General features: G+C 54.4%; 21 protein-coding genes. 9 read left to right on the forward strand and 12 right to left on the reverse strand.

Going from position 1 to position 22,322, the window contains the following annotated elements:
• Nucleotides 1–31 precede the first annotated feature (31 nt).
• On the reverse strand, nucleotides 32–1,120 hold the full coding sequence (locus tag AC2FIZ_RS19890) for a tricarboxylate transporter (protein WP_496791543.1): 1,089 nt from the start codon (nucleotides 1,118–1,120) through the stop codon (nucleotides 32–34).
• A gap of 139 nt (nucleotides 1,121–1,259) precedes the next feature.
• On the opposite strand from AC2FIZ_RS19890, the gene AC2FIZ_RS19895 reads away from it, so the two are divergent.
• On the forward strand, nucleotides 1,260–1,928 hold the full coding sequence (locus AC2FIZ_RS19895) for a response regulator transcription factor (RefSeq protein ID WP_299668801.1): 669 nt from the start codon (nucleotides 1,260–1,262) through the stop codon (nucleotides 1,926–1,928).
• Complete coding sequence (locus AC2FIZ_RS19900) at nucleotides 1,925–3,292, forward strand: sensor histidine kinase (RefSeq protein ID WP_496791545.1); 1,368 nt, start codon at nucleotides 1,925–1,927, stop codon at nucleotides 3,290–3,292. Before AC2FIZ_RS19895 ends, AC2FIZ_RS19900 begins: the two co-directional genes overlap by 4 nt.
• A 270-nt stretch (nucleotides 3,293–3,562) precedes the next feature.
• On the opposite strand, the gene AC2FIZ_RS19905 is transcribed toward AC2FIZ_RS19900, so the two are convergent.
• The 8 genes from AC2FIZ_RS19905 to AC2FIZ_RS19940 form a co-directional block, all read right to left on the reverse strand.
• Entirely contained in the window at nucleotides 3,563–4,813 is a 1,251-nt protein-coding gene (locus tag AC2FIZ_RS19905) for a glycerate kinase type-2 family protein (protein ID WP_496791546.1), read from the reverse strand.
• 17 nt (nucleotides 4,814–4,830) lie between these two features.
• Nucleotides 4,831–5,256, reverse strand: a complete 426-nt coding sequence (locus AC2FIZ_RS19910; protein ID WP_496791547.1) for a GNAT family N-acetyltransferase — start codon at nucleotides 5,254–5,256, stop codon at nucleotides 4,831–4,833.
• Nucleotides 5,244–5,930: a D-lyxose/D-mannose family sugar isomerase gene (locus tag AC2FIZ_RS19915; RefSeq protein WP_496791548.1), complete on the reverse strand. Its 687-nt coding sequence runs from the start codon at nucleotides 5,928–5,930 to the stop codon at nucleotides 5,244–5,246. Before AC2FIZ_RS19915 ends, AC2FIZ_RS19910 begins: the two co-directional genes overlap by 13 nt.
• Nucleotides 5,927–7,204 carry an MGH1-like glycoside hydrolase domain-containing protein gene (locus AC2FIZ_RS19920; RefSeq protein ID WP_496791550.1) on the reverse strand — a complete coding sequence of 426 codons (1,278 nt, stop codon included), beginning with the start codon at nucleotides 7,202–7,204 and terminating at the stop codon, nucleotides 5,927–5,929. The genes AC2FIZ_RS19915 and AC2FIZ_RS19920 overlap by 4 nt, the downstream gene beginning before the upstream one ends.
• A gap of 12 nt (nucleotides 7,205–7,216) precedes the next feature.
• Nucleotides 7,217–8,257, reverse strand: coding sequence for an ABC transporter ATP-binding protein (locus AC2FIZ_RS19925; protein ID WP_496791551.1), 1,041 nt, complete (start codon nucleotides 8,255–8,257; stop codon nucleotides 7,217–7,219).
• A 23-nt stretch (nucleotides 8,258–8,280) separates the two neighbouring features.
• Nucleotides 8,281–9,117, reverse strand: coding sequence for a carbohydrate ABC transporter permease (locus AC2FIZ_RS19930; protein WP_496791552.1), 837 nt, complete (start codon nucleotides 9,115–9,117; stop codon nucleotides 8,281–8,283).
• Nucleotides 9,114–9,959 (reverse strand): carbohydrate ABC transporter permease, encoded by an 846-nt coding sequence (locus AC2FIZ_RS19935; protein ID WP_142640343.1) that lies wholly within the window; start codon nucleotides 9,957–9,959, stop codon nucleotides 9,114–9,116. Before AC2FIZ_RS19935 ends, AC2FIZ_RS19930 begins: the two co-directional genes overlap by 4 nt.
• Nucleotides 9,960–10,036: 77 nt before the next feature.
• On the reverse strand, nucleotides 10,037–11,305 hold the full coding sequence (locus AC2FIZ_RS19940; protein ID WP_496690237.1) for an ABC transporter substrate-binding protein: 1,269 nt from the start codon (nucleotides 11,303–11,305) through the stop codon (nucleotides 10,037–10,039).
• A gap of 211 nt (nucleotides 11,306–11,516) precedes the next feature.
• Here AC2FIZ_RS19940 and AC2FIZ_RS19945 point away from each other — a divergent pair, with 211 nt between their 5' ends.
• On the forward strand, nucleotides 11,517–12,527 hold the full coding sequence (locus AC2FIZ_RS19945; protein WP_496791553.1) for a LacI family DNA-binding transcriptional regulator: 1,011 nt from the start codon (nucleotides 11,517–11,519) through the stop codon (nucleotides 12,525–12,527).
• Nucleotides 12,528–12,614: 87 nt separating this feature from the next.
• On the opposite strand, the gene AC2FIZ_RS19950 is transcribed toward AC2FIZ_RS19945, so the two are convergent.
• The 3 genes from AC2FIZ_RS19950 to AC2FIZ_RS19960 are packed head-to-tail and all read right to left on the reverse strand — an operon-like array spanning nucleotide 12,615 to nucleotide 14,327.
• On the reverse strand, nucleotides 12,615–12,995 hold the full coding sequence (locus tag AC2FIZ_RS19950; protein WP_496791555.1) for a VOC family protein: 381 nt from the start codon (nucleotides 12,993–12,995) through the stop codon (nucleotides 12,615–12,617).
• A gap of 1 nt (nucleotide 12,996) precedes the next feature.
• Nucleotides 12,997–14,037 carry a zinc-binding alcohol dehydrogenase family protein gene (locus AC2FIZ_RS19955; RefSeq protein WP_496791556.1) on the reverse strand — a complete coding sequence of 347 codons (1,041 nt, stop codon included), beginning with the start codon at nucleotides 14,035–14,037 and terminating at the stop codon, nucleotides 12,997–12,999.
• A complete protein-coding gene (locus tag AC2FIZ_RS19960) occupies nucleotides 14,037–14,327 on the reverse strand; it encodes a putative quinol monooxygenase (protein ID WP_496791557.1) in 291 nt (96 codons plus the stop codon). The genes AC2FIZ_RS19955 and AC2FIZ_RS19960 overlap by 1 nt, the downstream gene beginning before the upstream one ends.
• Before the next feature lie 102 nt (nucleotides 14,328–14,429).
• Between AC2FIZ_RS19960 and AC2FIZ_RS19965 the strand changes: the two genes are divergently transcribed.
• From AC2FIZ_RS19965 to AC2FIZ_RS19990, 6 genes are all read left to right on the forward strand, one after another.
• The gene (locus tag AC2FIZ_RS19965; RefSeq protein WP_496791558.1) at nucleotides 14,430–15,317 is read left to right on the forward strand and encodes a LysR family transcriptional regulator; all 888 of its coding nucleotides are present in this window, start codon (nucleotides 14,430–14,432) and stop codon (nucleotides 15,315–15,317) included.
• Nucleotides 15,318–15,623: 306 nt separating this feature from the next.
• A complete protein-coding gene (locus tag AC2FIZ_RS19970) occupies nucleotides 15,624–16,679 on the forward strand; it encodes a tyrosine-type recombinase/integrase (protein WP_496791560.1) in 1,056 nt (351 codons plus the stop codon).
• Between the two features lie 542 nt (nucleotides 16,680–17,221).
• Nucleotides 17,222–18,424 (forward strand): plasmid partitioning protein RepA, encoded by a 1,203-nt coding sequence (repA, locus tag AC2FIZ_RS19975; protein ID WP_496791561.1) that lies wholly within the window; start codon nucleotides 17,222–17,224, stop codon nucleotides 18,422–18,424.
• A gap of 1 nt (nucleotide 18,425) precedes the next feature.
• Complete coding sequence (repB, locus tag AC2FIZ_RS19980) at nucleotides 18,426–19,400, forward strand: plasmid partitioning protein RepB (RefSeq protein WP_496791562.1); 975 nt, start codon at nucleotides 18,426–18,428, stop codon at nucleotides 19,398–19,400.
• Nucleotides 19,401–19,605: 205 nt separating this feature from the next.
• Nucleotides 19,606–20,673 carry a helix-turn-helix domain-containing protein gene (locus tag AC2FIZ_RS19985; protein WP_496791563.1) on the forward strand — a complete coding sequence of 356 codons (1,068 nt, stop codon included), beginning with the start codon at nucleotides 19,606–19,608 and terminating at the stop codon, nucleotides 20,671–20,673.
• Between the two features lie 157 nt (nucleotides 20,674–20,830).
• Entirely contained in the window at nucleotides 20,831–22,057 is a 1,227-nt protein-coding gene (locus tag AC2FIZ_RS19990) for an ATP-binding protein (RefSeq protein ID WP_496791565.1), read from the forward strand.
• The last annotated feature ends 265 nt before the right edge of the window (nucleotides 22,058–22,322 follow it).

Genomic DNA, 22,322 nt, shown 5'->3' on the forward strand with positions numbered 1-22,322 from the left:
TGTGAGAGGGCACGCGCCGTGAAGGGCTGGCTTAGTTCAGCTCCACGCCGTAGGAATCTTTAAGCCAGTTCAGGACATACTGCTTGGCGTTGTCATCCACACTCGTTGCAGTTTGCAAGGCGGCTTTGGAGCCGTCTCCGACAAACACTGGGTACTTGCCAACTCGCTTGGACGAGATATCGGCAAAATCCGCACGCTCAGTGACAGCTTGGAAGGCTGCTGTGTACGTGTCGACGACATCCTGCGGGGTATCACCCGGCAAGAAGGCCAGTTTCTGAACCGGGAATCCCGCAACAAAGAAGGCTTTCCACGCATCCCACGCTTCACCGCTGGTTTCACAGCCATCGGTTGCTTCGCAAACCTCTTTGAAGGTCGGGATATCCGGGAACGTCGGGTCGCGCACGATGTTGCCATCGGCATCCAGTGCACCCCAAGTCATCATCGGAACAGCTTGACCGGCCTCAACCAATGGGGCCGAGCCGCCCAGAAAACCCGATGAGGTCTGATAGTCGATGTTGGCCTCACCACGTTCGAACATAAGACGGCCATCACCGCGACCCTTAATGCCGAAGACCGGTTCAACATCCATGCCCAGCATCTGCCACGCCAGTAGCGGTACTAGGTCCAGCCGGGTTGCGCCTTGCGAGCCATAGATAAAGCTTGTGTCCTTCAGCGCATTTGCCGATCCGTCGAATTTCGCACCATCTTCCGCGTTCAGATAGGCGACACCCCCGGTGCCCGACGCCATGACTGGAATCCAGTCGTTGTATTCATAACGCACGCGCGGATCGCTCAGAAGATACGGAAACTGGGTTGAACCGGATGTGCCGAACAAAAGCGTGCCTTCGTCGTGCTCTTGTTCCTGAAACCAGTTGGCGCCTTTGGTTGATCCTGCGCCTGGCATGAATTTTACCACAACGGTTGGCTGGCCCGGCAGCGCCTCCGACAGAAGCGGCGCAAAGAAGTTCGCCCATTTGGCCGAACCACCTGTTTCCGAGAACGGAATGACCCACTCGATGGTCTTGCCCGAGAAATCGACTTCGGCAGCGGCAGGCGCGGCCATTCCGGCGGCAGCGATCAGCCCCACGACCGCGCGACGGGTAAAGTTGGAATTGGTCATTGGTTCCTCCCTGTTGACCAGACAACCACGACGGCACGCTTGGCACCACCATGATCGCAAATAGAACTGTGGGGTTGATTCCCCCTCCCATCTAGCAATCATGAAGGGCCAACCTTGCGCGAAACTTGCAGGAGACCCGATGCGGATTGTAATCGTCGAGGATAATGAGCCACTTGCCAACGCAATTGCTTATCGCCTGCGTGATCGTGGTCATGCGGCTGACGTGCTGACCGATGGCGACGAGGCTGACGTCTATTTGGAACAGGAAGGTGCAGACCTGATCGTCCTGGATATTAACCTTCCGGGTCGGTCCGGTTTGGAAATCCTGCAATCCTTGCGCAGTCGCGGGGATGGCGCCCCTGTAATCCTGTTGACCGCCAGATCAGAGACAAGCGACCGTGTGTTGGGTCTGGATATGGGCGCTGACGATTATCTGGTCAAACCCTTCGAGATGGATGAGTTGGAAGCCCGCATTCGGGCGCTTTCGCGCAGAAAGGACCTCGATTATGGCGCGCGCGAAACCATCGGCGGATTGGAATTCGATCGCTCTGCACGGCAGGTAACCGTTCACGGAGAGGTAATGGACGTGCCACGCCGGGAATTGGCCGTGCTTGAATGCCTGCTTGAACGTCGAGGTAGGATTGTCCCCAAAAGCCAATTGACCGACTATGTCTATGGTGTCGGCGCGGACATCGAGGATTCCGCCGTGGAACCCCATGTGTCGCGGTTGCGAAAACGGCTTCAGGATCTGGGCATCAGAATCAAAACGGCCCGCGGGCTTGGCTACCTGCTTGAGGTGCAGAAGTGATACCGCAGCGGTCGCTCAGGTTAAGGTTATTCCTGCTGATCCTCACGCCTTTGGTTTTGCTTGCGTTTCTGCTTGGGTTTTGGCGTTTCAACGTTGCTCAGAAAACCGCGCAGGAGCTCTTTGATGAGAGCTTACTATCAGCGGGACTCGCTATTTCACGCGATGTGGCAATCTCGGGCGGCGACGCGTTGCTGCCGTCTACGCGCAGTATGATCCACGAAGCATCAGGTGGAGAGATATTCTATCACGTGACTGGTCCAGGTGGCAGCTATGTCACTGGATACGCATATCCACCCACATCTGCTTCATCCGCCCAGCAAGACCCTTACATACCCTATCTTTTTGAGTCTGTTCACCGGGAGGTTCCAGTCCGGGTTCTCAGGATGACCGAACGCGTCACGTTGGAAAATCTGGTGGGAGACGCGACCGTAACTGTGTGGCAGCTCATGGCCGACAGGAACGCATTTGCCAACCAGTTGTCGATCCGCGCTGCAATTCTGATGGGCATTTTGTTGACGACGCTTGCCATTGTCGTGTGGTTCGGCGTCGCCCGCGGTCTACGGCCGTTGCTCGATTTACAGGAAGCGATCGCGCTGAGGTCGCCCGACGACCTCAGCGTAATCAAACGGTCGGTCCCGATCGAAGTACGAGGCATCGTCAAAACCCTGAACCGGCTTTTTGCGCAGGTGGAGCACAGTATCAACGCCCACCAGACCTTCATTTCCGAAGCCGCGCATCAGTTGCGAAACCCGGCAGCAGCCGTTCAATCCATGGCCGAAGCACTTCAGGAAGCAAAAACGGATGAGGACCGGGGCAAGCGTATTTCAGAGCTTGTGATTGCAGCAAAAAACTCTGCGACTGTGGCCGAACAACTGTTGTCGCTTGAGCGGCTCAGGCAACCAACGCACCAAGATCAAATGGATGAGATTGATTTCCGCTCGGTTGTAGAGGAGGCCTGCGCAGAGATGGGTGTTCACATCCTCGCGAAGGGTATCGAATTTGATGTCACGATGCCTGGCGCAGCGATCATGGTGTCAGGTGATCGAGTATTCCTAATTGAAGCAATAAAGAACCTGCTGGATAACGCGGTAAAGCACGGCGGCGCTAAGTTGAACAGAATTTCAGTTGTGCTGCAGTGTGACAGCGGCTCCGTCAGTTTAACTGTGGCCGATGACGGAGCGGGTCTTTCGCCTGACCAAAGCGACGCAGCGTTCGCTCGGTTTTCGCAACTGGAACACTCCGAAGGCAGCGGATTAGGCTTGTCAATCGTCTCTGCCGTGGCGCACCGCCACGGAGGGCAAATTTCAATCAACCAGGTCGAAAGAGGAGCGAGCGTTACGCTGAAGCTTCCGATAGTCCTGTAAGACTTTTTTCGGTGGATCTATTGGACTTTGTTGCCCGGGTCGGGTTGTGTTGCAAAGTTATAGTTCAGATTGGCGGGTTAACCCATCGGCGCAAAGAAGGGTTTTCGAACAACCGCAAACTTTCCATCGTGGCACCCTCAAAATACATACCGTAGCTTACTTTGTTGAAGTTACGATATCAGCTGCTGCGCTCTACATATTCCGGTACATAGACATGCCCAGGGCCCAGGATTTATTGACCCATTCTAATTCCCGATGTTCGTGCTTGAATCACTTGGGAAGGATCAAAATCGCTCTAAAGTCGTTAACGTTTGTGAGGGTTGGTCCTGGAACGATTTGACCTCCGATTGCACCGAAGAAACTATGGGCATCATTGCGGTCCAGCACTTCTCGGGCTGAGACGCCTTTGCCGGACGCTTGTGCTAGCGTATCGGGCCCTGCATAAGCACCGGCCACTTCTGCCGCACCGTCTACGCCATCTGTGTCACAAGCCAGTATGTGAATGCCCGCCGCCCCGTTCAGAGCCAATGCCGCGGCCAGCGTGAACTCGGCATTGGGACCTCCAATGCCGTTTCCCCGCCTTGTAACGGTGCATTCACCACCGGATAGCAGCAAGGTCGGGCGCTTGATTGTTGACTGCAACAACAGGGCCTCCGCCGCCTGATGCGCTGCCAGTACTCTTGCTTCTCCTTCCAATGCATCTCCTAGAAGATGCACCTTGCAGCCTTGGGCCTCTGCCTCCGCGGCAGCAGCCTCAAGGGATTGCACCGGGGCAGCGATCACGCGCGTTTCTGCGCGCAAAAAGATGGGATCATCCGGAGGGATGACGCTGGAATTAGACAGCATCGCTTCTGATACAGTAATTCCGTAGTGCTTCAGGATATCGATTGCATCCTTTGCACTGCTTTTTTCACCCACAGTTGGGCCCGAGGCGATCAGCGCCGGATCATCACCCGGCACATCGGAAATCAGCAAGCTAAGCATCTGTGCTGGTGCACAGGCCGCCGCCAGTTGTCCACCTTTGACGCGACTCAGGTGTTTTCGGACGATGTTCATGTCTCCGATCGGTGCGCCAGAGGCCAAGAGCGCTTGGTTGAGCGCAACCTTGTCGGCGAGGGTTACACCCTCTGCCGGGGCACAAAGCAGCGCTGACCCCCCACCCGAGATTAAGGCGATTACCGTATCCTCTGAAGTCGTACCCTGAACCATCTCCAACATCCGGATCGTTGCAGCTTCACCCGCAGAGTCCGGCACTGGGTGCGCCGCCTCGACAATCTCGATGCCGTTGCAGGGTCGAGCAAACCCATACCGGGTGATGACGAGTCCCTCACACGGGCCGTAATGCGCCTCAACGGCTTCGGCCATGCGGGCACTGGCCTTGCCTGCTCCTATCACCAGCAGCCGCCCCTTTGGGCGCTTTGGCAAGTGTCGGGGCACCACGAGCATGGGGTCGGCCACAGCAACGGCGGAGGAAAAGAGGTGTTCCAGAAAGCTTCGAGGGTTGTTGGCGGGGTCAATCATAGGATTTATGTTGCGGATCAGGTGATGGGCCGTTGCAAGAACCAACGGCTGTGTTCTGACGGCCCACGATCCGGTCCGTTTTCTAGCTTGCCAAACTGTACAAACCCCCAACGCAGATAGATCTCGCGCGCCTTGGGATTGGATGTATCGAGCCATACACTGTGACAGCCACTCGCCTTGGCCAAGGTACAGGCGCGGTCGAACAAAGCGCGGGCTAACCCCTGACGCCGGAAAGGCTGGGCCACCCACAAGACTTTGAGCAACAACCAACCATAAGATGTTGTGCCCAGAAGCCCGCCCTTCAGGGAGCCATCCGTTTGGCAGACCAAATTAATTGTGCTGTTATCACCTTGCGATTGTTGGCAACGCAGCTCGTCCAACAAGTTGCGTTCCAACGCCAACGCCAGTTGGTCATTGCAAGTTTCATCAATCAACCAAGCCATTTAGAATAGTCGCTGACCAGTAGATGTGTTGGAGCAACATCCTCCTCAACCTCGGCAAAGCGGCCGATGGGTTCACGAAAGATATTGTCGGTCTCGTCGTCATTGATGGTTGAGACCTCACCAATCAACACATCCCCTCCTTCGCCCCAGAATGCGTGCCAATCACCAGGACGCAGGGTAACGCTTTCACCAGGTGCCAGGCGCAGCTTCTCGCCCGGTTGGTAATGATGTCGGATGCCGTCCAGCCAGACCTCACCGCCGCGATCCTCTGCAAAACCACCCGCGTCGTCTGAGCCAAAAAGCTCAACAATCAGAGTTGCGCCACCGCGGTTGATGATATCCTCAGCTTTCAGAACATGCGTGTGCATTGGCGACAGTTGGTCTTGCCTTGAAATCAACAGTTTCTCGGCGTAACACATGCCGCCGCCCTTGGCTAAATCACTCTGCAACCCGTTGCGCAGTGTGAATAGGAACAGGCCCATCCTGTCAAAATCACCGTCACCGTAATCAGTGATGTCCCAACCGCAACGTGCGTCAATCACATGACGCGCATCACTTTCACGAGCCTTGAATTCCTCTGGACTCCAATTGGCGAAGGGCGGCAAAGCAAAGCCATGAGAGCAAATGAACTCAGCTGCTTGGTCCATGATCTCATTGATGCGCGAACGTTTCATGCTGACACTTTTTGGGTCTTGAGGATTTCGATCACCATGGCTGCGGTCCAGGTGAAATCTCCACCACCACAGGGCTCGCCGCTGTTTGGGTCATAATATTCCGCAAAGCCACTTTTCTGAATAAGCTTCAGGCTGTCTGCGAGGATGCGTTGTGCCGTTCCCCCCTGCCCAGATCGGCTAAGACCTTCAGCAATCAAATAGTTCACGATTAACCATGTCGGTCCGCGCCAATAGCGCAGGCTGTCAAAAGCGCCATCTATTGGGTCGTGACTGGGCACCAGATAGCCGCATTGCTCGGCCAACAAAGCGATCCTCCGTGCGAGCGCATCAGCTCGAACATGAGGGACATCGGCAATTGCAGCGAGCAACCCACCAATCGTGGGTGTGTCTTGCAGGTGACCGGCGGCACGATTGTAACACGTGTATTGCCCCAGCGCCGGGTTCCAGAGGCTTTCCAGCGCCGCGCGGCCATTTGCGGCCATCTCACGCGCCTCCGAAGCCATCGAAGATTCGCCTAAGAACTCGGCCAAATCCGCAACATCGTCGCAAGACCGTATCAGGATGCCGTTAAAGCCCGGATCAACGAGGCAAAAGGGCGAGGCATCGTGGAGCTTCGCATTATCCCATCCAAGCCCTCGGAAGTACTCGACCAGCCAGATATAGCACTTGTATTGCTCGTCCGACGGGCGGTGATCTGGGTTGGCGTGTGTCGTATCGCGCCGAGTAAATGGCGCGACACCCTCAATCGGCACGGCGTCCAGCCCTTCATCCCAATCCACCGAGTTGTCTCTGCCAGACTCCCACGGGTGAATGATTGCGACCAATCCCGTGCTTTTGGGATCGCGGTCGCGGTAGAACCATTTGTGCCATGCATGGACCTTGGGCAGGAGCTTGGCCAGACGCTCACGCGCGACCGCTTTGTCTTCAGTCCGATCATAAAGCTTGCGCAACGCAAAACCCGCAACCGCTGGCTGGGTAATTCCAGTCGTGGGCACATCTCGACCTGTTTGCCAGACGTCAGGACCCGGGAAATACCCATCATCAGGTTCGTGGAAAATGATATGGGGCACCATACCGTCGTCCCACTGATGGGCCATAAGAGTCTCGACCTCGACCCAGGCCCGATCCATGTCGAAATGCGAAAAGCCAAGCGCGGATAAAGCACTGTCCCAGTTCCATTGGAAAGGATAGAGGCCATGGGTAGGAACGGTGTAGGTGCCCCTATCATTTCCTTCCATGACGCCTCGGGCCTGATCGATCAGAGCTTGGCTCATCCTGTTTCCCCCTTAAGCGACGGCCAGAGTGGTTTCGGGGTCAAACCAACGCCCCCTTCCCTCTTGCGGTGCCAGGGTAAGTACATCACCAGGTTTCACGCTGAGCTCACTGTCCAGAACTGCACGGAACTGGTGCCCGTCTACATCACAAGTCACAAGTAAATGTGCGCCCAAAGGTTCTACAACCTTGGCTCGCGCTCCAAACCCCTGATCCGCAATGCGTAGATCTTCCGGGCGGATGGCCCATTTCAGATCCTTACCATTTGCCGGACCGTCAAGGTTCTGCCCGGCCACTGTCCAGCGACCAGAGCCCGCAGCTTCAGCGGGGAGGAAATTCATTGGCGGATTGCCGATGAAACTGGCTACAAACTCGGCCGCTGGATCCCTGTACACCTCGATGGGCGTGGCTGCCTGAACAATCTTGCCCAGATGCATAACGCTGATCCGGTCGGCCATGGACATAGCTTCGACCTGATCGTGGGTTACATAGATTGCGGTGGTCTTGCTTTCGGCCAGAACGCCCTTCAGCTCGGCACGCATCTCCATCCGCAGCAGTGCGTCAAGGTTTGATAGGGGCTCGTCCATCAGAATTACGTCCGGCTGCATCGCCAAGGCACGTGCGACCGCGACCCGTTGGCGTTGACCACCTGACAATTCGCCTGAATAGCGCTTAAGGAGCTGCTCGATGTGCATTAACCCAGCAGTTCTCTCCACTCGACGTTTAACTTCATCATCGGGCAATTTTTGCATCCGCAGACCAAAGCCAATGTTCTCGAACACCGTTAGGTGCGGAAACACCGCATAATTCTGGAACACCATCGAGATGCCGCGATCCTTGGGCGATAGGTGATCCACACGACGCCCTCCGATCCAGACTTCGCCGGTTGTAGCCGTCTCAAGTCCGGCGATGATACGCAGAAGCGTAGACTTACCGCAGCCCGATGCCCCCAGAAGGACCATGAATTCCTGGTCTGCGATGGTCAGGTTGATGTCATGCAGAGCTTGGTAGGACCCAAAGTTCTTGGCGACGTTTTTGATCTGTATTTCAGCCATTTCAGTTTCCTTTCAGCCACCGCTCAGCGGTTGGCGATGCCCCACATGGCAAAGAGATATTTGCGCACTGCGAAGATGAAGATCAGCGCAGGCACCACGAGGATGAATCCGCCTGCAAACTTCAGGTGTAACGGAGCCTCACCCAGGGTTTGCAACAGGAATGCGGGCAATGTCCGGTTCTCGATCGTCAGCACAGCGGCTGCGAACACTTCGTTCCACGAGATCACGAATGCAAAGATCGCTGAGGCTGTAATCCCTGGCAGAACCAAAGGCAGGATCACTTTGGTGAAGGCGGTCAGCCGCGTGCAGCCCAGCGTCCAGGCTGCCTCTTCGAGCTCCAGCGGGATACCCGAGAAGAGCGAAAAGGTGATGAGCACTGCGAATGGGATCGCCAGGGTCGTGTGGACCAGCGCCAGACCGAAGGCCGTGTCATCCAGACCTGTGCGGATAAAGAGAACCGCAAGGGGCAGCGCCAGCAAGGGCAGCGGAAAGGCCCGGGTCAGCAGGATCAGCAGCCGGAACAGCTCTTTCCCACGGAAGTCGAACCGCGATAGGGCGTAGCCCGCAGGGGCTCCGATGGCGATGGACATCACCATCGTCATCAAAGCCACCACAACCGAGTTCCACAGCGCCCTCAGCATTCCCTGGAACCCCATGAAGAATTCCAGGGATCCCATATTGAACTCCGGGATGAAGCTCTTGGGGAAACTGTTTACCGTATCCGGTGAGGACATTGTGTTCACGAACAGTAAGTAGAGCGGTATGATCACCCAGGCACACAGCAAGATCACGCCTGCTCGATAGAGCCCCCTACCCGCCTTGCGGGCGTCAGGGGCCACAACGTCTGCTACAGCCATCATATCGTGGCTCCTTTCGGGACGCGCAGAGCGCGCATGATGATCAGAGTGAAGACGATAGAGATAATCAGAACGATGATCGCCAGCGCTGCTGCTGCCCCACTATTTTGCAGGTCAAACTGATAGGCGTAGATCTCGCCCATAAGCACCGGGAAGATCGTGCCCCCAAGAGCTGCAACCACGGCGAAGACCTCGAAGGCCAGGATGACGCGCAGGACCAGGGCCGTTTGCAGCGACGGGCGCAATAGCGGCAGGGTGATACGCGTGAACTGTTTCCAGCGCGAGGCGCCAAACACATCCGCAGCTTCGTAGTATTCCTTGGGGATCAGGCCGATGCCCGCCACAAGGATCACCAGCATGATCGCAGTTGCGCGCCAAATCTCAGCAAGCATAATCGCCAGGAACACTACCCACGGTGTTTGATAACTCAGCAAACTTACAGGTTGGTCAGTGACACCAAGCCCGACCATCATCGAGTTCAGGAAACCCGACTGCTCGAAGATCGCCAGCCAGATGATACCGGCGGCAAGATCAGAAATACCCAGCGGAATGGTCCAAATATACAGAACCAGATCACGGCCCTTTTCCATTTTCGTGACCATCGTGGCCATCAGAAGTGACAACGCCAGCTGGATCGGTACCACGGCCGCGGCCAGAAGAAAGGTGTTCTTCATCGAGATCGGGAACTTCCAGTAGCTCACGACCTCGCGAAAGTTATCCAGTGAAAAGCCGTTCCCTGTTCCAAAAGCCTGCTGCGCAACCAGCGCAAACGGATAGAGGAAAAACAGGCAAAGAAATAGCGTCACCGGGAGGATCAGAAAATAGGGCAAAAGCCGCGCTTCCATCGGACCACTCCTTTAAATTGGGATTTTGCTGGGGGAGCCGGGCCACAGCTTCGGCGGCCCGGCAGTCAGGGAAGGTCTTATTCGACCGGGCAAGCACCTTCCGATGGTGCATCTGGTGCCCAGCAAGGCGCGCCTGTTTCAGTCATGATCTTTTCCAGCTGTTTCTTTTGATCTTCCAGAACCCGCTCGATGGGCTGACCAGCCAGAACAATGCGCTCGAACGCATCTACGTAAACACGATTGAAATCCCCACCCATGCTACCCAGACCTGCAGGCAGCAGGCCAGGATTAGCATCTGGTGAGCCGCTCATCGTGGCAACCGCTTCGCCGGCAGCTTTGACCGAAGGCGGCAGATCGTCTGGCAGTTCGACTTCAACCACAGGGAAGAAGTTTGTGGCCTTTAGGGTCGCAATCTGTGTTTCGGGCTGCATCAAATAGGTCACCAACGCTTTGGCACCTTCTGCATCTGGCGCGGTGCGTGGGATGGCAACACCTGCCAGAACAGGCATGAAGCCACGGCCGGTCGGACCAGCAGGCGCCGGGAAGGCAACAAAATCGTCAGGACGCTCATTAAACGCCTGTGCAAGGCGCGAGGTGTGGTCGAAGACGATCCAGGCATCGCCGTTCAACAGCTGTTCCTGCATGAACGAGAAGTTGGTCGATGCAGGGTTTGTATGGCTCCACAGCTCTTTGAACTTCTCCCATGCTGTCACAGCCTCGGGCGATGCAAATGTCCGCACGACACCATCAGTGTAGGACGGGTAGAGGTAGCCTTGGAAGAAGCGGTGTTTTAGACCCTTGGGTCCTGCAGGAAAGCCGAATTTCTTCTGGCCAGTTGCTTCTTCTACATTCGCCGCCCATGCGATCAACTGGTCATAGGTCAGCGCATTGATGTCCGCACCTTCAGGCAGGTATTGCAGCGCTTCCTTATTGGCGGCCATGATGTAGCTCGCTTGCATCCAAGGCATGTAGTGCAGGCCGTCAGTTCCCAGCTTGGCCAGATCATTGAAAGTGTCTGAGGCCGACATGACGCCAAGATCACTGAGATCCATTAGGTCATCAGGGTTCATCGCCGAGAAGTTGCCGTGCAAAGAACCCAGCAAGTCAATGCTACCCGAGCCCGCTTGTAGTTCAGCTTGCAAACGCGTCAGCCAAGGGCCGTCTTCGTTCGGCTGGTAATCCACTCCACCATCGAAGCCACCAAGAACCTCGGTCCGCATCGCCTGCGCTTCTTCGGCTGGCCGGGCCTGGGTCGACCAGAACAGAGTTTCAGCTTGCACGGTGACAGCGCCAACAAGCATGGCCACACCGGACACGGCTCCCGCCAGCTTCGAATGAATAGACATGTTTTCCTCCCTATGTCTGAGGTTGTCCAAAACCAGGCAACCTCCCTCCCTCGCCGACAACCTTGGATCAGTCCGAGGGAGAATGCAGTTACTATGATATATCGTTGTATCATGAGTCAAGCCTCTTGCGCCCAAGCGTTCGTCATAAACTGCTTGCCATTTGCAAAACCGCTTGCGACTTTAGGCAAACGTTATACCAAGACTGTGACCCATGACGAAAAAACCCACCTTATCCAGCGTTGCCAAAGAAGCGGGTGTGTCGGTTCCAACCGTCAGCCAGGTTATGCGTGACACTGGTCGAATTTCAGAGAAGACCCGTCAGAAAGTCCTGAGCGCAGCCAAGCGTCTGCGCTACGTCCCAAATCAAGCGGCGGCCGCAATGCGATCGGGCGACAATCGCGAAATCGGTTTCATCATTAACAAATTGGCCAACCCGTTTAACGCAGAGGTTGTCAGCGGCGCTGTCGACTTGCTCGAAACCGAAGGTTTCATGGTGTCGGTCCTCGATGCACAAGGAGACCTTCAGCGTCAGGACCGCCTCCTGGAAGCCTGCATCAGATTTGGTCGCCGTGGTTTGATTTGGGTGCCGGCGCTCGACACGAACGAGGACGCTATGGAGCTTCTGGAAACCCACGGTGTTCCCGCTGTTACTTTCATGCGCAAGGTATCACAGTCCCTTGATCACGTTGGTGTTCTAAACACAGAGGCTCTTGCTCAAGCCACACAGCATTTGATTGATTTGGGACACAGGTACATCGCCTATTTTGGCGGCACCGAGCAAACGTCGGTGCGCGAGGAGCGCATCGCCGGTTACCTTAGCGTTTGTGAAAAACTGGATGGCGTGCGCCCAATAATCTGGCCATGTGAGGAGACCAAGCGCGCCGGATTTGACGCTGTCGCAGCGCTCCGTCACAAACACCCCGAGGTGACAGGCATTGTTTGTAACGGAGATGTTGTAGCGCTTGGTGCCTGCTTCGGCTTGATCCAGTCAGGTTTGAAACCCGGACATGATTTTTCGGTAGTAGGCTTCGATGACATCGAGGATGCTGCCGTCTCGACGCCCGGCCTAACAACCATGGCGATCGACCCGAAAATGTTAGGCAAGCGGTTGGCCGAGATCCTTCTGGACCGAATGCGAACACCCGAACTACCAGTCCGTCATTTCGAGTATTCCGCGACCCTGAAAGTTCGAGGTACATCGGGAGAAGTTCCCGATAGTTAGTACTTACTATCTCAGAACCGTCGCCCACATTTTTAACGACCGGAGCCAGCGATATATTGGACACCCTTATCGCCAGGATTTCTCCAGCTATTCACTTTCGTCAAAGTCGATATGGATATGATTGCCGTCGGGGTCAGCCAGATGAAACTGGACTAGATTGGTGCGGGGGACATTTGTTCTTCTGAACGGATGTCTGCGTTCCGCGAGGTTGTCCTCGAATGAACTCATCCCCTTTGCCGAGAATGCGAAATGTTCGAGTTTCAGCTTCACTTCTGAGCCAACACTGAGTTGTCCTTCACGACCCACTAGGTGAACCAAAGCATGTTCACCTGCATACATCCAAGCCCCGGGGAACGGAAAGTCGGGGCGTGGTCCTGGCTTCAAACCAAGTATCTCTTCATACCACGCCACCAGTTCAGGCAGTCTGTTGGTCACGATGTTCACGTGATCGAGCCGTTCAATTTCCATTTCAAAATCCTTCAAGGACGAGCTTGCCCTTTGCCTTGCCGCTTTCGAGGATAGCATGGGCTTTGATCAGGTTGGCAGCACAGATCGAACCAAGCGTCTCAGTCGCGGTAGACCTGATCTCTCTCTCATCTATCAAACTGGCAACGTGATTCAGAATATCGCTCTGTCGATGCATATCACCAGTCGCAAACAGCGACCGGGTATACATGAACTCCCAGTGTACTGAGATCGACTTGGGTTTGAATGGCATGATGTCAAAAGTTTCGGGATCATCGATCAGACCAAAACGACCTTGAGGCGTCATCACTTCCCCCGCCTGGGCCGCATATAAATGAGAATGATTGGTCGAGTAGATAAAATCCACGCTTTTGACACCAAGCGCTTCGAGTTGCGGACCCATCGGATCTGCATGGCTGATCACATGGTGCGCTCCCAACTCCCGAACCCAGTCTTGTGTTTCGGGTCGCGACGCAGTGGCGATCACAGTGAGGTCGGTTAAAGCCCTCGCCAACTGAATGGTGATCGATCCCACACCGCCCGCGCCCCCAATGACCAACAGAGTTTTGGTTCCGCTAGGCACGGGCACTTCTACACGCAAGCGGTCAAACAACATTTCATATGCTGTCAGAGTCGTAAGGGGCATCGCAGCGGCCGATGCAACTGGTATGGACTTAGGGGCGGCGCCGACAATGCGCTCATCCACCAGATGGTATTCGGCATTGGTCCCTGGACGATTGATTGCTCCTGCGTACCAAACGACATCTCCCGGGTTAAACGCGGTAACCGCTTCGCCGACGGCTTCAACATTCCCGACGGCATCCCAACCGAGCACATCGGGAGCACGGCCTTCAGGAGCACGCTGCTGCCGAATTTTTGTGTCGACCGGGTTCACCGAGACAGCCTGCACCTTAACAAGCAAATCATGGCCGGACGGTTCCGGTCTATCTGCCTCGAAATTGATCAAAGCGTCCGCCCGATCAATCAATCCTGCCTCACGATATCCAACAGCCTTCATAACGTGTTCCTCTCTAAGGTTCCCCATCAACCGATGGCGGTCATCTCATTCAATGTGAATTCGGCGACGGCTCCATCAGTCGCCGTCATGTATGCAGCCAGATGCGGGGCTCCCATATGGGTCTGCCACAACTCACGGCTTTCCCAGTTTTCAAAAAACACGAAATGAGCCGGGTTATCGTTGTCTTGGTGCAGGTCGTAGTTGATGCAACCTCTTTCAGACCGGGTGATGTCGATGAGCTTGGTGAGCTCTGCTTTGACAAGGTCGATCTTGTCGGGATTGGCTATGATGTTGGCGACAATGGTCAGCTTGGCCATCAGGTCGTTCCTTTGCTGTTTCGTTGGTGTCGTAGATTTACGCCGCCGACGAAACAGGATAAACAGTCACTCATCGGACACATAATCCGGAAATGCCGACCAATGCTTCTCGACAACCTTCACCTCTTCCTGACCATTTCCGAGAAAGGCAGCCTTGTTGCAGCAGCCCGAGAGACTGGTTTGTCGAGCACAACCGTCTCCGAACGGCTCGCTGCGCTGGAAACGCACTATGGTGTGGTTTTGTTCAACCGGACAACACGCTCAATCAGTCTGACCGAAGAAGGCCGCGTTCTGCTCGATGGCGCCAAGAGCGTTCTCAGTGAAGTTTCAGACCTCGACACTCGCATTCGTCACGGCGCCGAAACCCTGTCTGGCCCAATCCGCGTCAGTGCGCCTATCGATTTTGGTCGTGGTATTGTTTCTGACGTGATCGCTGAATTCACCGAAGAGAATCCGGCCGTTTCAATAGAACTGTCGCTATCCGATGCCTATGTCGATCTCGTGGGCCAGGGTTTTGACCTGGCTGTTCGGTTTGGAGACATCACCGACAGCTCGCTCCGAATACGCAATCTCGGGAGCTACCAGCGGTTCGTCTGTGCAGCACCAAGCTATCTGGCGACATATGGAGCACCAGAACTGCCCGAAGACCTCACAAATCATAACTGCCTGATTATGCGTTTTGGTGGTTCGCTCGACAACGTTTGGGAGTTTGGCGCAGGCCGCGAGCGTCAGCTTATCCCGGTTAAGGGAAACCGGATTGTAAATGATGGTTCGCTTATCCGCAGTTGGGCTCTGGCAGGCCATGGCATTGTGTTGAAGTCGGAACTGGATGTCGGAGATGATGTCAGAACCGGAAAGCTGGTAACCCTATTGGGCGACTACCTCCCGCCACCCAAGCCGCTGCAAATGATGTTTCCGCCCAGCCGAGCCCAACCTCGCCGAGTGGCAGCGCTCGCACGGCATCTGCGCCAGAAAATGGGTGCGCGATGAACCAAGCCTTTTTTAGCAGAGCGCAATTGGCAGACGGGCCTTGGCAAATTATTGAATATTTGACTGAACCAAACCAAAAAGGGCGGTTGACGGTCTAGTGGTGGAGATTTTCAATTTTCCGCTTCGATCTGTGTCCCTCACCTGCATGATTTCTGTTACAGAGTAAAACCTCAATTTGATTTACGCTCATAAATCGAGCTTTTTGCTCGTTACTTTTGTTGCGTTTTCAAATCACCATCACACCCGATAAGTTCCCCTTATCATGTTTAATTGATTTTCAGCAGAAACCGGCGTAAATTGGTGCCCATGAAGCCCCCTGCCCTATATCTCCCCACCGCCTCCCCTGCCCTCTCCGCTGCTGATCAGAAGGCGCTCACCGATCTTTATGTCCGCGGCACACCGGAGAACACGCTGCGCGCCTATGAGCGCGATCTGTTGTATATCACCGCCTGGAAATCCGCACGCTTTGGCACGGCGCTGGACTGGCCGGAATCCGAGGCCACCGCCCTCGCCTTCATACTTGATCACGCGCGCGACCTAAGCGACGCACTGGAAACGGATGTTGCCCGTGAAACCGCCGAAGCGCTGATCGCACAAGGGTTGCGCAGATCCCTCATCTGCCCGGCTCCCTCGACACTGGACCGCCGTATCGCCTCCTGGCTGGCCTTCCACCGGATGAAGAACCTCACCAGCCCCTTTGGTGCGCCACAGGTCAAACAGGCCCGGGCCAAGGCGCGCCGGGCGGCAGCCCGGCCCCCTGCCCCAAAATCGGCCCATCCCATCACGCGTGACATCCTTGAGCAGCTTCTGGCCACCTGTCGCGGTTCCCGCCGCGATTGCCGAGATCGGGCCATCCTGATGCTGGGCTGGGCCTCGGGCGGTAGACGTCGTTCCGAGATCACCGGGCTGATGCGCGAGGACGTGTCATGCGATAAAGTTGAGAAGAAAGGCTTGATCTGGCTGTCCCTGCTGGAAACCAAGACCACCCGCAAAGGTGAAACACCACGGTTGGTGCTCAAAGGCCGCGCCGCACAGGCGCTGGTGCACTGGATTGAAGTCGGGAAGATCAGCGACGGTTCCCTCTTTCGCCCGATATCCAAGGCCGACCGTGTGCTGAAACGGCGCCTGTCCCCCGATGCGATCTATCAGATCGTCAAGCACCGGCTCAAGCTTTCTGGGCTACCGGAGGACTTCGCCAGCCCACACGGGCTTCGGTCGGGCTTCCTGACTCAGGCGGCGCTGGACGGCGCCCCGATCCAGGCCGCCATGCGCCTGTCTCTGCATCGCTCCATGGCCCAGGCGCAGACATATTACGATGACGTTGATATAGCCGAGAACCCGGCAACAGATTTGTTGGGGTAAAGTCGACACCGCTTCAATTGAACCGCAGTGCCGCCATTTGTTGTTCCGCCGCTTCCCTCTCCCTGAAGATCATTGCCCAAAAAGTTGCAACAGCGACGATCGTCAGCCAAGAAACTCGGCAATCAAATGCCTGCCGCCCGACCCTAACTAGCTGGTAAAGCTGTCGCCTGATAGCAGGCGCAACCAACGTACGGACGCCACGGCGATTTACTGTATTGCGCTATATCTAAAGCAGTCGAACTTCAAATTGAGTAAGTCGTGAATGCACATTCACACCCGAGATTGACTGTCGATTCGTTTCGGAAGACAAATTTCTCGAAATCAAACAGCCCGGAAAAGAGCGGGATCCGAGGCCAAATTCTGAGCGGTAATTTGCATTCCCCGATCGCCTCTTGAGTGCTCGATGGCAACCTGAGTTAACAGCTGTTAACTTCGGGGCGCTTGTGTTGGCTGCAAAACGATCCACAAGTTATTGATTTTTCTCTTGACATGAATCGGAATACGAGTGCCTAAATATACCCAAGTTGCGCAACCAAACAAAAATGAGCAGGAAAACTGCAACTATGCTACAGACCACACCCATTGCTGCGACGACGCAGTCTCACGTTACACGTGAAATCTCTGATCGTCTACAAGTTGCACTGACGACTCACTTAACTCAGGCGTATTCTCCCGAGCTGTCAAAAACCCTCCGCCTCTTTAGTGCGACAGAAGTGGCAGACCTATTTGGTACAACCGGTCAGTTCCTTAGAAAAGGTCACGCTGAAGGCTCACTTCCCGAGCCGAGCGTAAACAAAAACGGTCGGCGCTTTTATTCCGGGTCCGAAATCTTAGCAATGCGGCAGATCCTTGAGGGCAGCTCCAGAAAACCTGGTAAATACCTTCCTGGCCGTCGCGACGACGACCGGCTTCAGGTCATTCAACTTATGAACTTCAAAGGTGGCTCAGCGAAGTCCACTTCGGCCATTCACTTATGTCATTATCTTGCACTTCAAGGCTATCGCGTTCTAGCAATCGACCTTGACCCCCAAGGTAGCTTGACTGGGTTCTGCGGCATTCAACCCGAAATCGAATTCGACGGCAATTCTATCTACGACGCATTGCGTTATGAGGATCCAGTCTCAATGCGCGAGTGCATTCGGACCACATACTTTCCTGGACTGGATCTCTCCCCCGCCCAACTAATCCTATCAGAGTTCGAGACAGAAACCGCTGTGTACGCACGAAAGGGCATTCCTTTCTACAATCGGCTCGCCAGCGCGATTGAGTCTGTCGAAGCAAACTATGATGTAATCATCGTCGATAGCCCTCCTTCTCTGGGCTTTTTGACACTTGCCGGTTTGTTTGCTGCGACGTCTGTGATGGTTCCATTAACGCCAAGCATGTTGGATGTAGCCTCCACCCAGCAGTTTCTCGAAATGACTTCGGCTTACCTGGAAGAATTTGAGAACTCCGGGATTCCTATTGTTCACGACAATTTCCGCTTTCTCATAACCAGAGACGATCCATCTGATACACCTTCCCAACAGATTGTCAGCCTAATGCGTGCATTGTTTCAGGATCGGGTAATTGGCGCGACTGCGCTGAGAAGCACGGCTATCGCCGACGCCGCGATGCTGAAAATGACAATGTACGAAGTTGTTCGATCGGAAATGACGCGATCGACCTATGACCGTGCCCGATCAAGCATGGATGCCGTCGGACATGAAGTTTCAAACATGATTCAAACCGCGTGGGGCCGTTGAAATGGCACTTAAACAAAACAAAACCAGCATGGCAGCGGCGATTGCTGCGGCAGCCGGAAACCCGCCTATTCCACCTGCAAATACGGAACGTGCAAATGCAGCACTTCCTCGCGGCACGATTGCATCAGTCCGTGTTGGAGCCGGAGGCATCCAGGACATCGATACCTCGCTTATTTTGCCCTGGGGCCCAAAAGACAGGCTTGGTATCGAGTTAACACCTGTTAACTCAGAAGCCGAACCGTACGTCGATTCAGCCGTTCTTGAGCTGGCCGAAAGCATCAAGGAGGCAGGCGGTCAGCAGGTTCCGGTCCTCCTGCGCCCTTCAGAGGAAGTTGATGGTCACTTCGAAGTAGTTTACGGTCGCCGTCGTATCTTAGCCTGTCAGCATCTAAACCAGCCAGTACGCGCGCTGGTGCGAACGCTTGATGACAAGGAGGCGCTTCAAGCGAAAGGTCTGGAGAACTCTTCGCGTGTTGATCTCAGCTATTATGAGAGGGCTCGGTTCGCCCGCGAAATTCTCAACCAAGGATATGACCGTTCGGAAGCGATCACAGCACTGGCGATATCCAAGAATACGCTATCGCAATTGGAGCGAGTCACCAACGACATTCCTGACGATCTCGGGGATATGATTGGGCCGGCGCCGAAGTCTGGCCGCCCGAAGTGGACTGCTCTCGCTGAAGCATTGCGAAAGAAAGTAATAACAGCGGATAGGGCAAAAAGGTTTCTAGATAAGCTCAATACATCTGATTCCGACGATCGATTGAACGGGCTCCTAGGTAGCTTGACCCACAAGGAAGCAGCACAGGAAATTCATCCGGCACCTGACGTTGTCATCAAGACCAACAGTTCAGCGGTGAACATGACGATCAAAAGATCAGGGGAGAATGAAGCTTATGCACGTTGGCTTGAGGAAAACCTTGGTCAAATTATTGAGAAATCCTACGAGCGTTTCAAAGAAGGCGCCGAGGAATAAGCGAGTTAACAGGTGTTAACTCTACATGAGGCAATGAGCAAAAGGAGAAAAGCAAAAAAGAAACCCCCGAAACCTAAGGCTCCGAGGGCTGAAAACCAACTAGTGGTTATAGATTTGACACCTAAACCCTAACAGCCCGCGAATCACGAGACAACAAAAAACGCCTCTGGGTGAACAGGTTTTCTTTGTCTGCTGACATAAAATCATGAAAACACTAACAGGATTGGCTCCAAGTGGAGCAACCTTGTCAAGAATGGCAGGGCAGGGGGCTATTACGCCTAAAAAATGGATGCTTCTTCGAGCCGTTGAAGAAGCCAGAGAACCCCTCGGGCTCAAGTCAACATCCCTCAATGTGCTGAGAGCAATGATCTCATTTGTGAGTGTAGATCAGATTTCTGCGGACCAGGATGATCACCATGTTTGTTTCGCTTCCAACGCTGCGATTGCCAAACGAACTCACGTCAGCCTTCAAACTGTTGAACGTCACATCTCAGCACTTGTTGAGCTCGGACTAATCCGTCGCGTCATGAGCGCAAACGGTAAACGCTGGGCGCGCCGGGATCGACAGGGCAGGGTGGTTAACGCATCTGGGCTGTCCCTGATGCCATTGTCGGAGCGGCATGGGGAATTCATCCAGGAAGCTCAGAAACATACTGACCGTGTTCTTGAATTCACTGTGCTCCGCGACAAGGTTTCGGCAGCCCTGGCTCACCTCAGGGAACTCGTTGCAGACGATAGCACAATCTCAGACCTGATGGTGACTGTACGCAACGCTCTGCGCCGCAAACCGGACGCAAACGTACTTAGCAAATTACTGTCTGAAATATCTGTGGAAATCTCGGAGATTACGCAAACCGATACAGAAAATTTGAGGGGCAATGACACTGAAATTGAGGGGCACAAAGAGGACTCATTGAATCCAGAAGTTAAGAAAGAGAAAATCTCTCGGATTCAAGTTTCCCCAGATCAAATGCAGCACAGTTTTCCACGGTTATGCTCCGAACTACGCTTTGCACGGGATCAAGCACATTGTGATCGTCTGATGGACGACATCGCTGCATATCTACGACTTGGACAAACCTGGTATGCTATGAAGTCGACACATGGCCCAGCTATTTGTTTCATGGTTTTGGGATACATCTTCCAACGCGCTGAGAAAATACAGTCTCACGTGTCTTACATGATTACCCTTTTAGCGAAGTTAGACAGTGGTGAAATGAAACCTACAGCTCTGTTGGCACCAAAGGCTCGTATTCATAAGAATTCGTCCTGACCACTGAAAGATACCATGAAAAAGGTACACCTGTTATGGCGACCAAAACTCAGTCAGCGCTTTCAGTCTTCAGTATCGCGGTTTTCAATTAGTCGGTCATTGACTTTCAGTTGGTCGTAACCGTACTTTCAATCGGTCAGAATGAGATGGTTCAAGCATGTATCCAAGATTCGCTAAAACAAGAATTGAAGAGGCGTTGTCGGACACCCGTGTTGTTCTTATCTCGGGACCCCGTCAGTCTGGCAAGACAACGCTTGCCACAGACATCGCTTCCGACAAGGTTCCTTTTCTAACATTGGATGACGCGACCGTCTTGCAGTCAGCTGTCGATGATCCGGTCGGTTTTGTACGAGGACTGGATCGGGCAGTAATCGACGAGATTCAGCGGGCACCAGACTTACTACTGGCAATTAAGAAAACGGTGGATGATGACAGAAGGGCAGGGAGGTTTCTGCTAACCGGTTCTGCCAATCTCATGACCATACCGAAGGTCGCGGACTCCCTTGCAGGTCGAATGGAAATTGTTCGTCTCCTCCCCCTCAGCCAGACAGAAATCCTTGAAACAAAATCGGGCTTTATCGACAGGGCGTTTGACGCAAAGAACCCCGTCGTAGACAAGCTGGTCATCGGAGATGACCTTGTAGAGACAGTTCTTTCTGGTGGCTATCCTGAGGCACTTGGACGGAAAAGATGGGGACGAAAGCAGGATTGGTACCACGATTACGTCGACGCTATTGTCCAGCGGGATGTCCGCGACGTGGCCCAGATCGAACAGCTCGCCATCATGCCGAAACTACTGGCAGTTCTCGCGGAGCATTCCGGTCAACTGGTCAACTATTCGGGGTTAGGTGCCGCCGTTGGGTTGAATCATGTGACCACCCAGAAATACATGCGCGTGTTCGAAAGCCTTTTTCTCGTGCACAGTTTGCAGCCGTGGTTCACAAATCGTCTGAAGCGCCTCACCAAATCCCCCAAGCTGCACTTTCTTGATGCAGGACTTCTTGCAGCGATGCGCAACGTCACCCCTGATACTGTCAAAAAGGAAAAGACACCCTTCGGGTCGATCCTGGAAACATTTGTGTTCAGTGAATTGCGCAAGATTGGCACCTGGAGCGAACAAAGGTGCACGTTTTCTCATTTCCGCGACAAAGACAGAAACGAGGTAGATATCGTTCTGGAAAACAGACGTGGAGAGATCGTCGGGATCGAGGTGAAGTCGTCTGCAACGGTTACTTCCAGCGACTTTTCCGGGATGCGCAAATTGGCAGAAGCGTGTGGTGATAAATTTGTTCAAGGGCTCGTTCTCTACGACCACGATCAGGTTGTACCCTTTGCAGACAACATGTTTGCGGCACCTCTATCGAGCCTGTGGGCGGCTACTTAATAGATGCGCAAAGCTATTAGAGGGCAGGGGGCTTAAGCCATCGCTATCTCCATTTGCAACACATAGCTTTCGGCACAAGCGGGCGGGAAGAAGACGTTCGCTGCATGTGCGATAACAACTCCCGCAATCCGTGAAAGCGGTCATTTACAGTCGGGAGTGCGATACCCGCCCGATCCAGGTATGGATGAAATCCTTTGTGGCGCGCGGTCAGAGTGGCCTGGCAAGGTCACCAATATCCCAGAAAAGCCCGGCCATTGCCCGCAAT

This window comes from Ruegeria sp. CDSB022, assembly GCF_059611145.1.

Coding starts and splice junctions, on each gene's coding strand:
- AC2FIZ_RS19890 (WP_496791543.1), bottom strand. CDS start 1,120: ATGACCAATTCCAACTTTACCCGTCGCGCGGTCGTGGGGCTGATCGCT.
- AC2FIZ_RS19895 (WP_299668801.1), top strand. CDS start 1,260: ATGCGGATTGTAATCGTCGAGGATAATGAGCCACTTGCCAACGCAATT.
- AC2FIZ_RS19905 (WP_496791546.1), bottom strand. CDS start 4,813: ATGATTGACCCCGCCAACAACCCTCGAAGCTTTCTGGAACACCTCTTT.
- AC2FIZ_RS19910 (WP_496791547.1), bottom strand. CDS start 5,256: ATGGCTTGGTTGATTGATGAAACTTGCAATGACCAACTGGCGTTGGCG.
- AC2FIZ_RS19915 (WP_496791548.1), bottom strand. CDS start 5,930: ATGAAACGTTCGCGCATCAATGAGATCATGGACCAAGCAGCTGAGTTC.
- AC2FIZ_RS19920 (WP_496791550.1), bottom strand. CDS start 7,204: ATGAGCCAAGCTCTGATCGATCAGGCCCGAGGCGTCATGGAAGGAAAT.
- AC2FIZ_RS19925 (WP_496791551.1), bottom strand. CDS start 8,257: ATGGCTGAAATACAGATCAAAAACGTCGCCAAGAACTTTGGGTCCTAC.
- AC2FIZ_RS19930 (WP_496791552.1), bottom strand. CDS start 9,117: ATGATGGCTGTAGCAGACGTTGTGGCCCCTGACGCCCGCAAGGCGGGT.
- AC2FIZ_RS19935 (WP_142640343.1), bottom strand. CDS start 9,959: ATGGAAGCGCGGCTTTTGCCCTATTTTCTGATCCTCCCGGTGACGCTA.
- AC2FIZ_RS19940 (WP_496690237.1), bottom strand. CDS start 11,305: ATGTCTATTCATTCGAAGCTGGCGGGAGCCGTGTCCGGTGTGGCCATG.
- AC2FIZ_RS19945 (WP_496791553.1), top strand. CDS start 11,517: ATGACGAAAAAACCCACCTTATCCAGCGTTGCCAAAGAAGCGGGTGTG.
- AC2FIZ_RS19950 (WP_496791555.1), bottom strand. CDS start 12,995: ATGGAAATTGAACGGCTCGATCACGTGAACATCGTGACCAACAGACTG.
- AC2FIZ_RS19955 (WP_496791556.1), bottom strand. CDS start 14,037: ATGGGGAACCTTAGAGAGGAACACGTTATGAAGGCTGTTGGATATCGT.
- AC2FIZ_RS19960 (WP_496791557.1), bottom strand. CDS start 14,327: ATGGCCAAGCTGACCATTGTCGCCAACATCATAGCCAATCCCGACAAG.
- AC2FIZ_RS19965 (WP_496791558.1), top strand. CDS start 14,430: ATGCTTCTCGACAACCTTCACCTCTTCCTGACCATTTCCGAGAAAGGC.
- AC2FIZ_RS19970 (WP_496791560.1), top strand. CDS start 15,624: ATGAAGCCCCCTGCCCTATATCTCCCCACCGCCTCCCCTGCCCTCTCC.
- repA (WP_496791561.1), top strand. CDS start 17,222: ATGAGCAGGAAAACTGCAACTATGCTACAGACCACACCCATTGCTGCG.
- repB (WP_496791562.1), top strand. CDS start 18,426: ATGGCACTTAAACAAAACAAAACCAGCATGGCAGCGGCGATTGCTGCG.
- AC2FIZ_RS19985 (WP_496791563.1), top strand. CDS start 19,606: ATGAAAACACTAACAGGATTGGCTCCAAGTGGAGCAACCTTGTCAAGA.
- AC2FIZ_RS19990 (WP_496791565.1), top strand. CDS start 20,831: ATGTATCCAAGATTCGCTAAAACAAGAATTGAAGAGGCGTTGTCGGAC.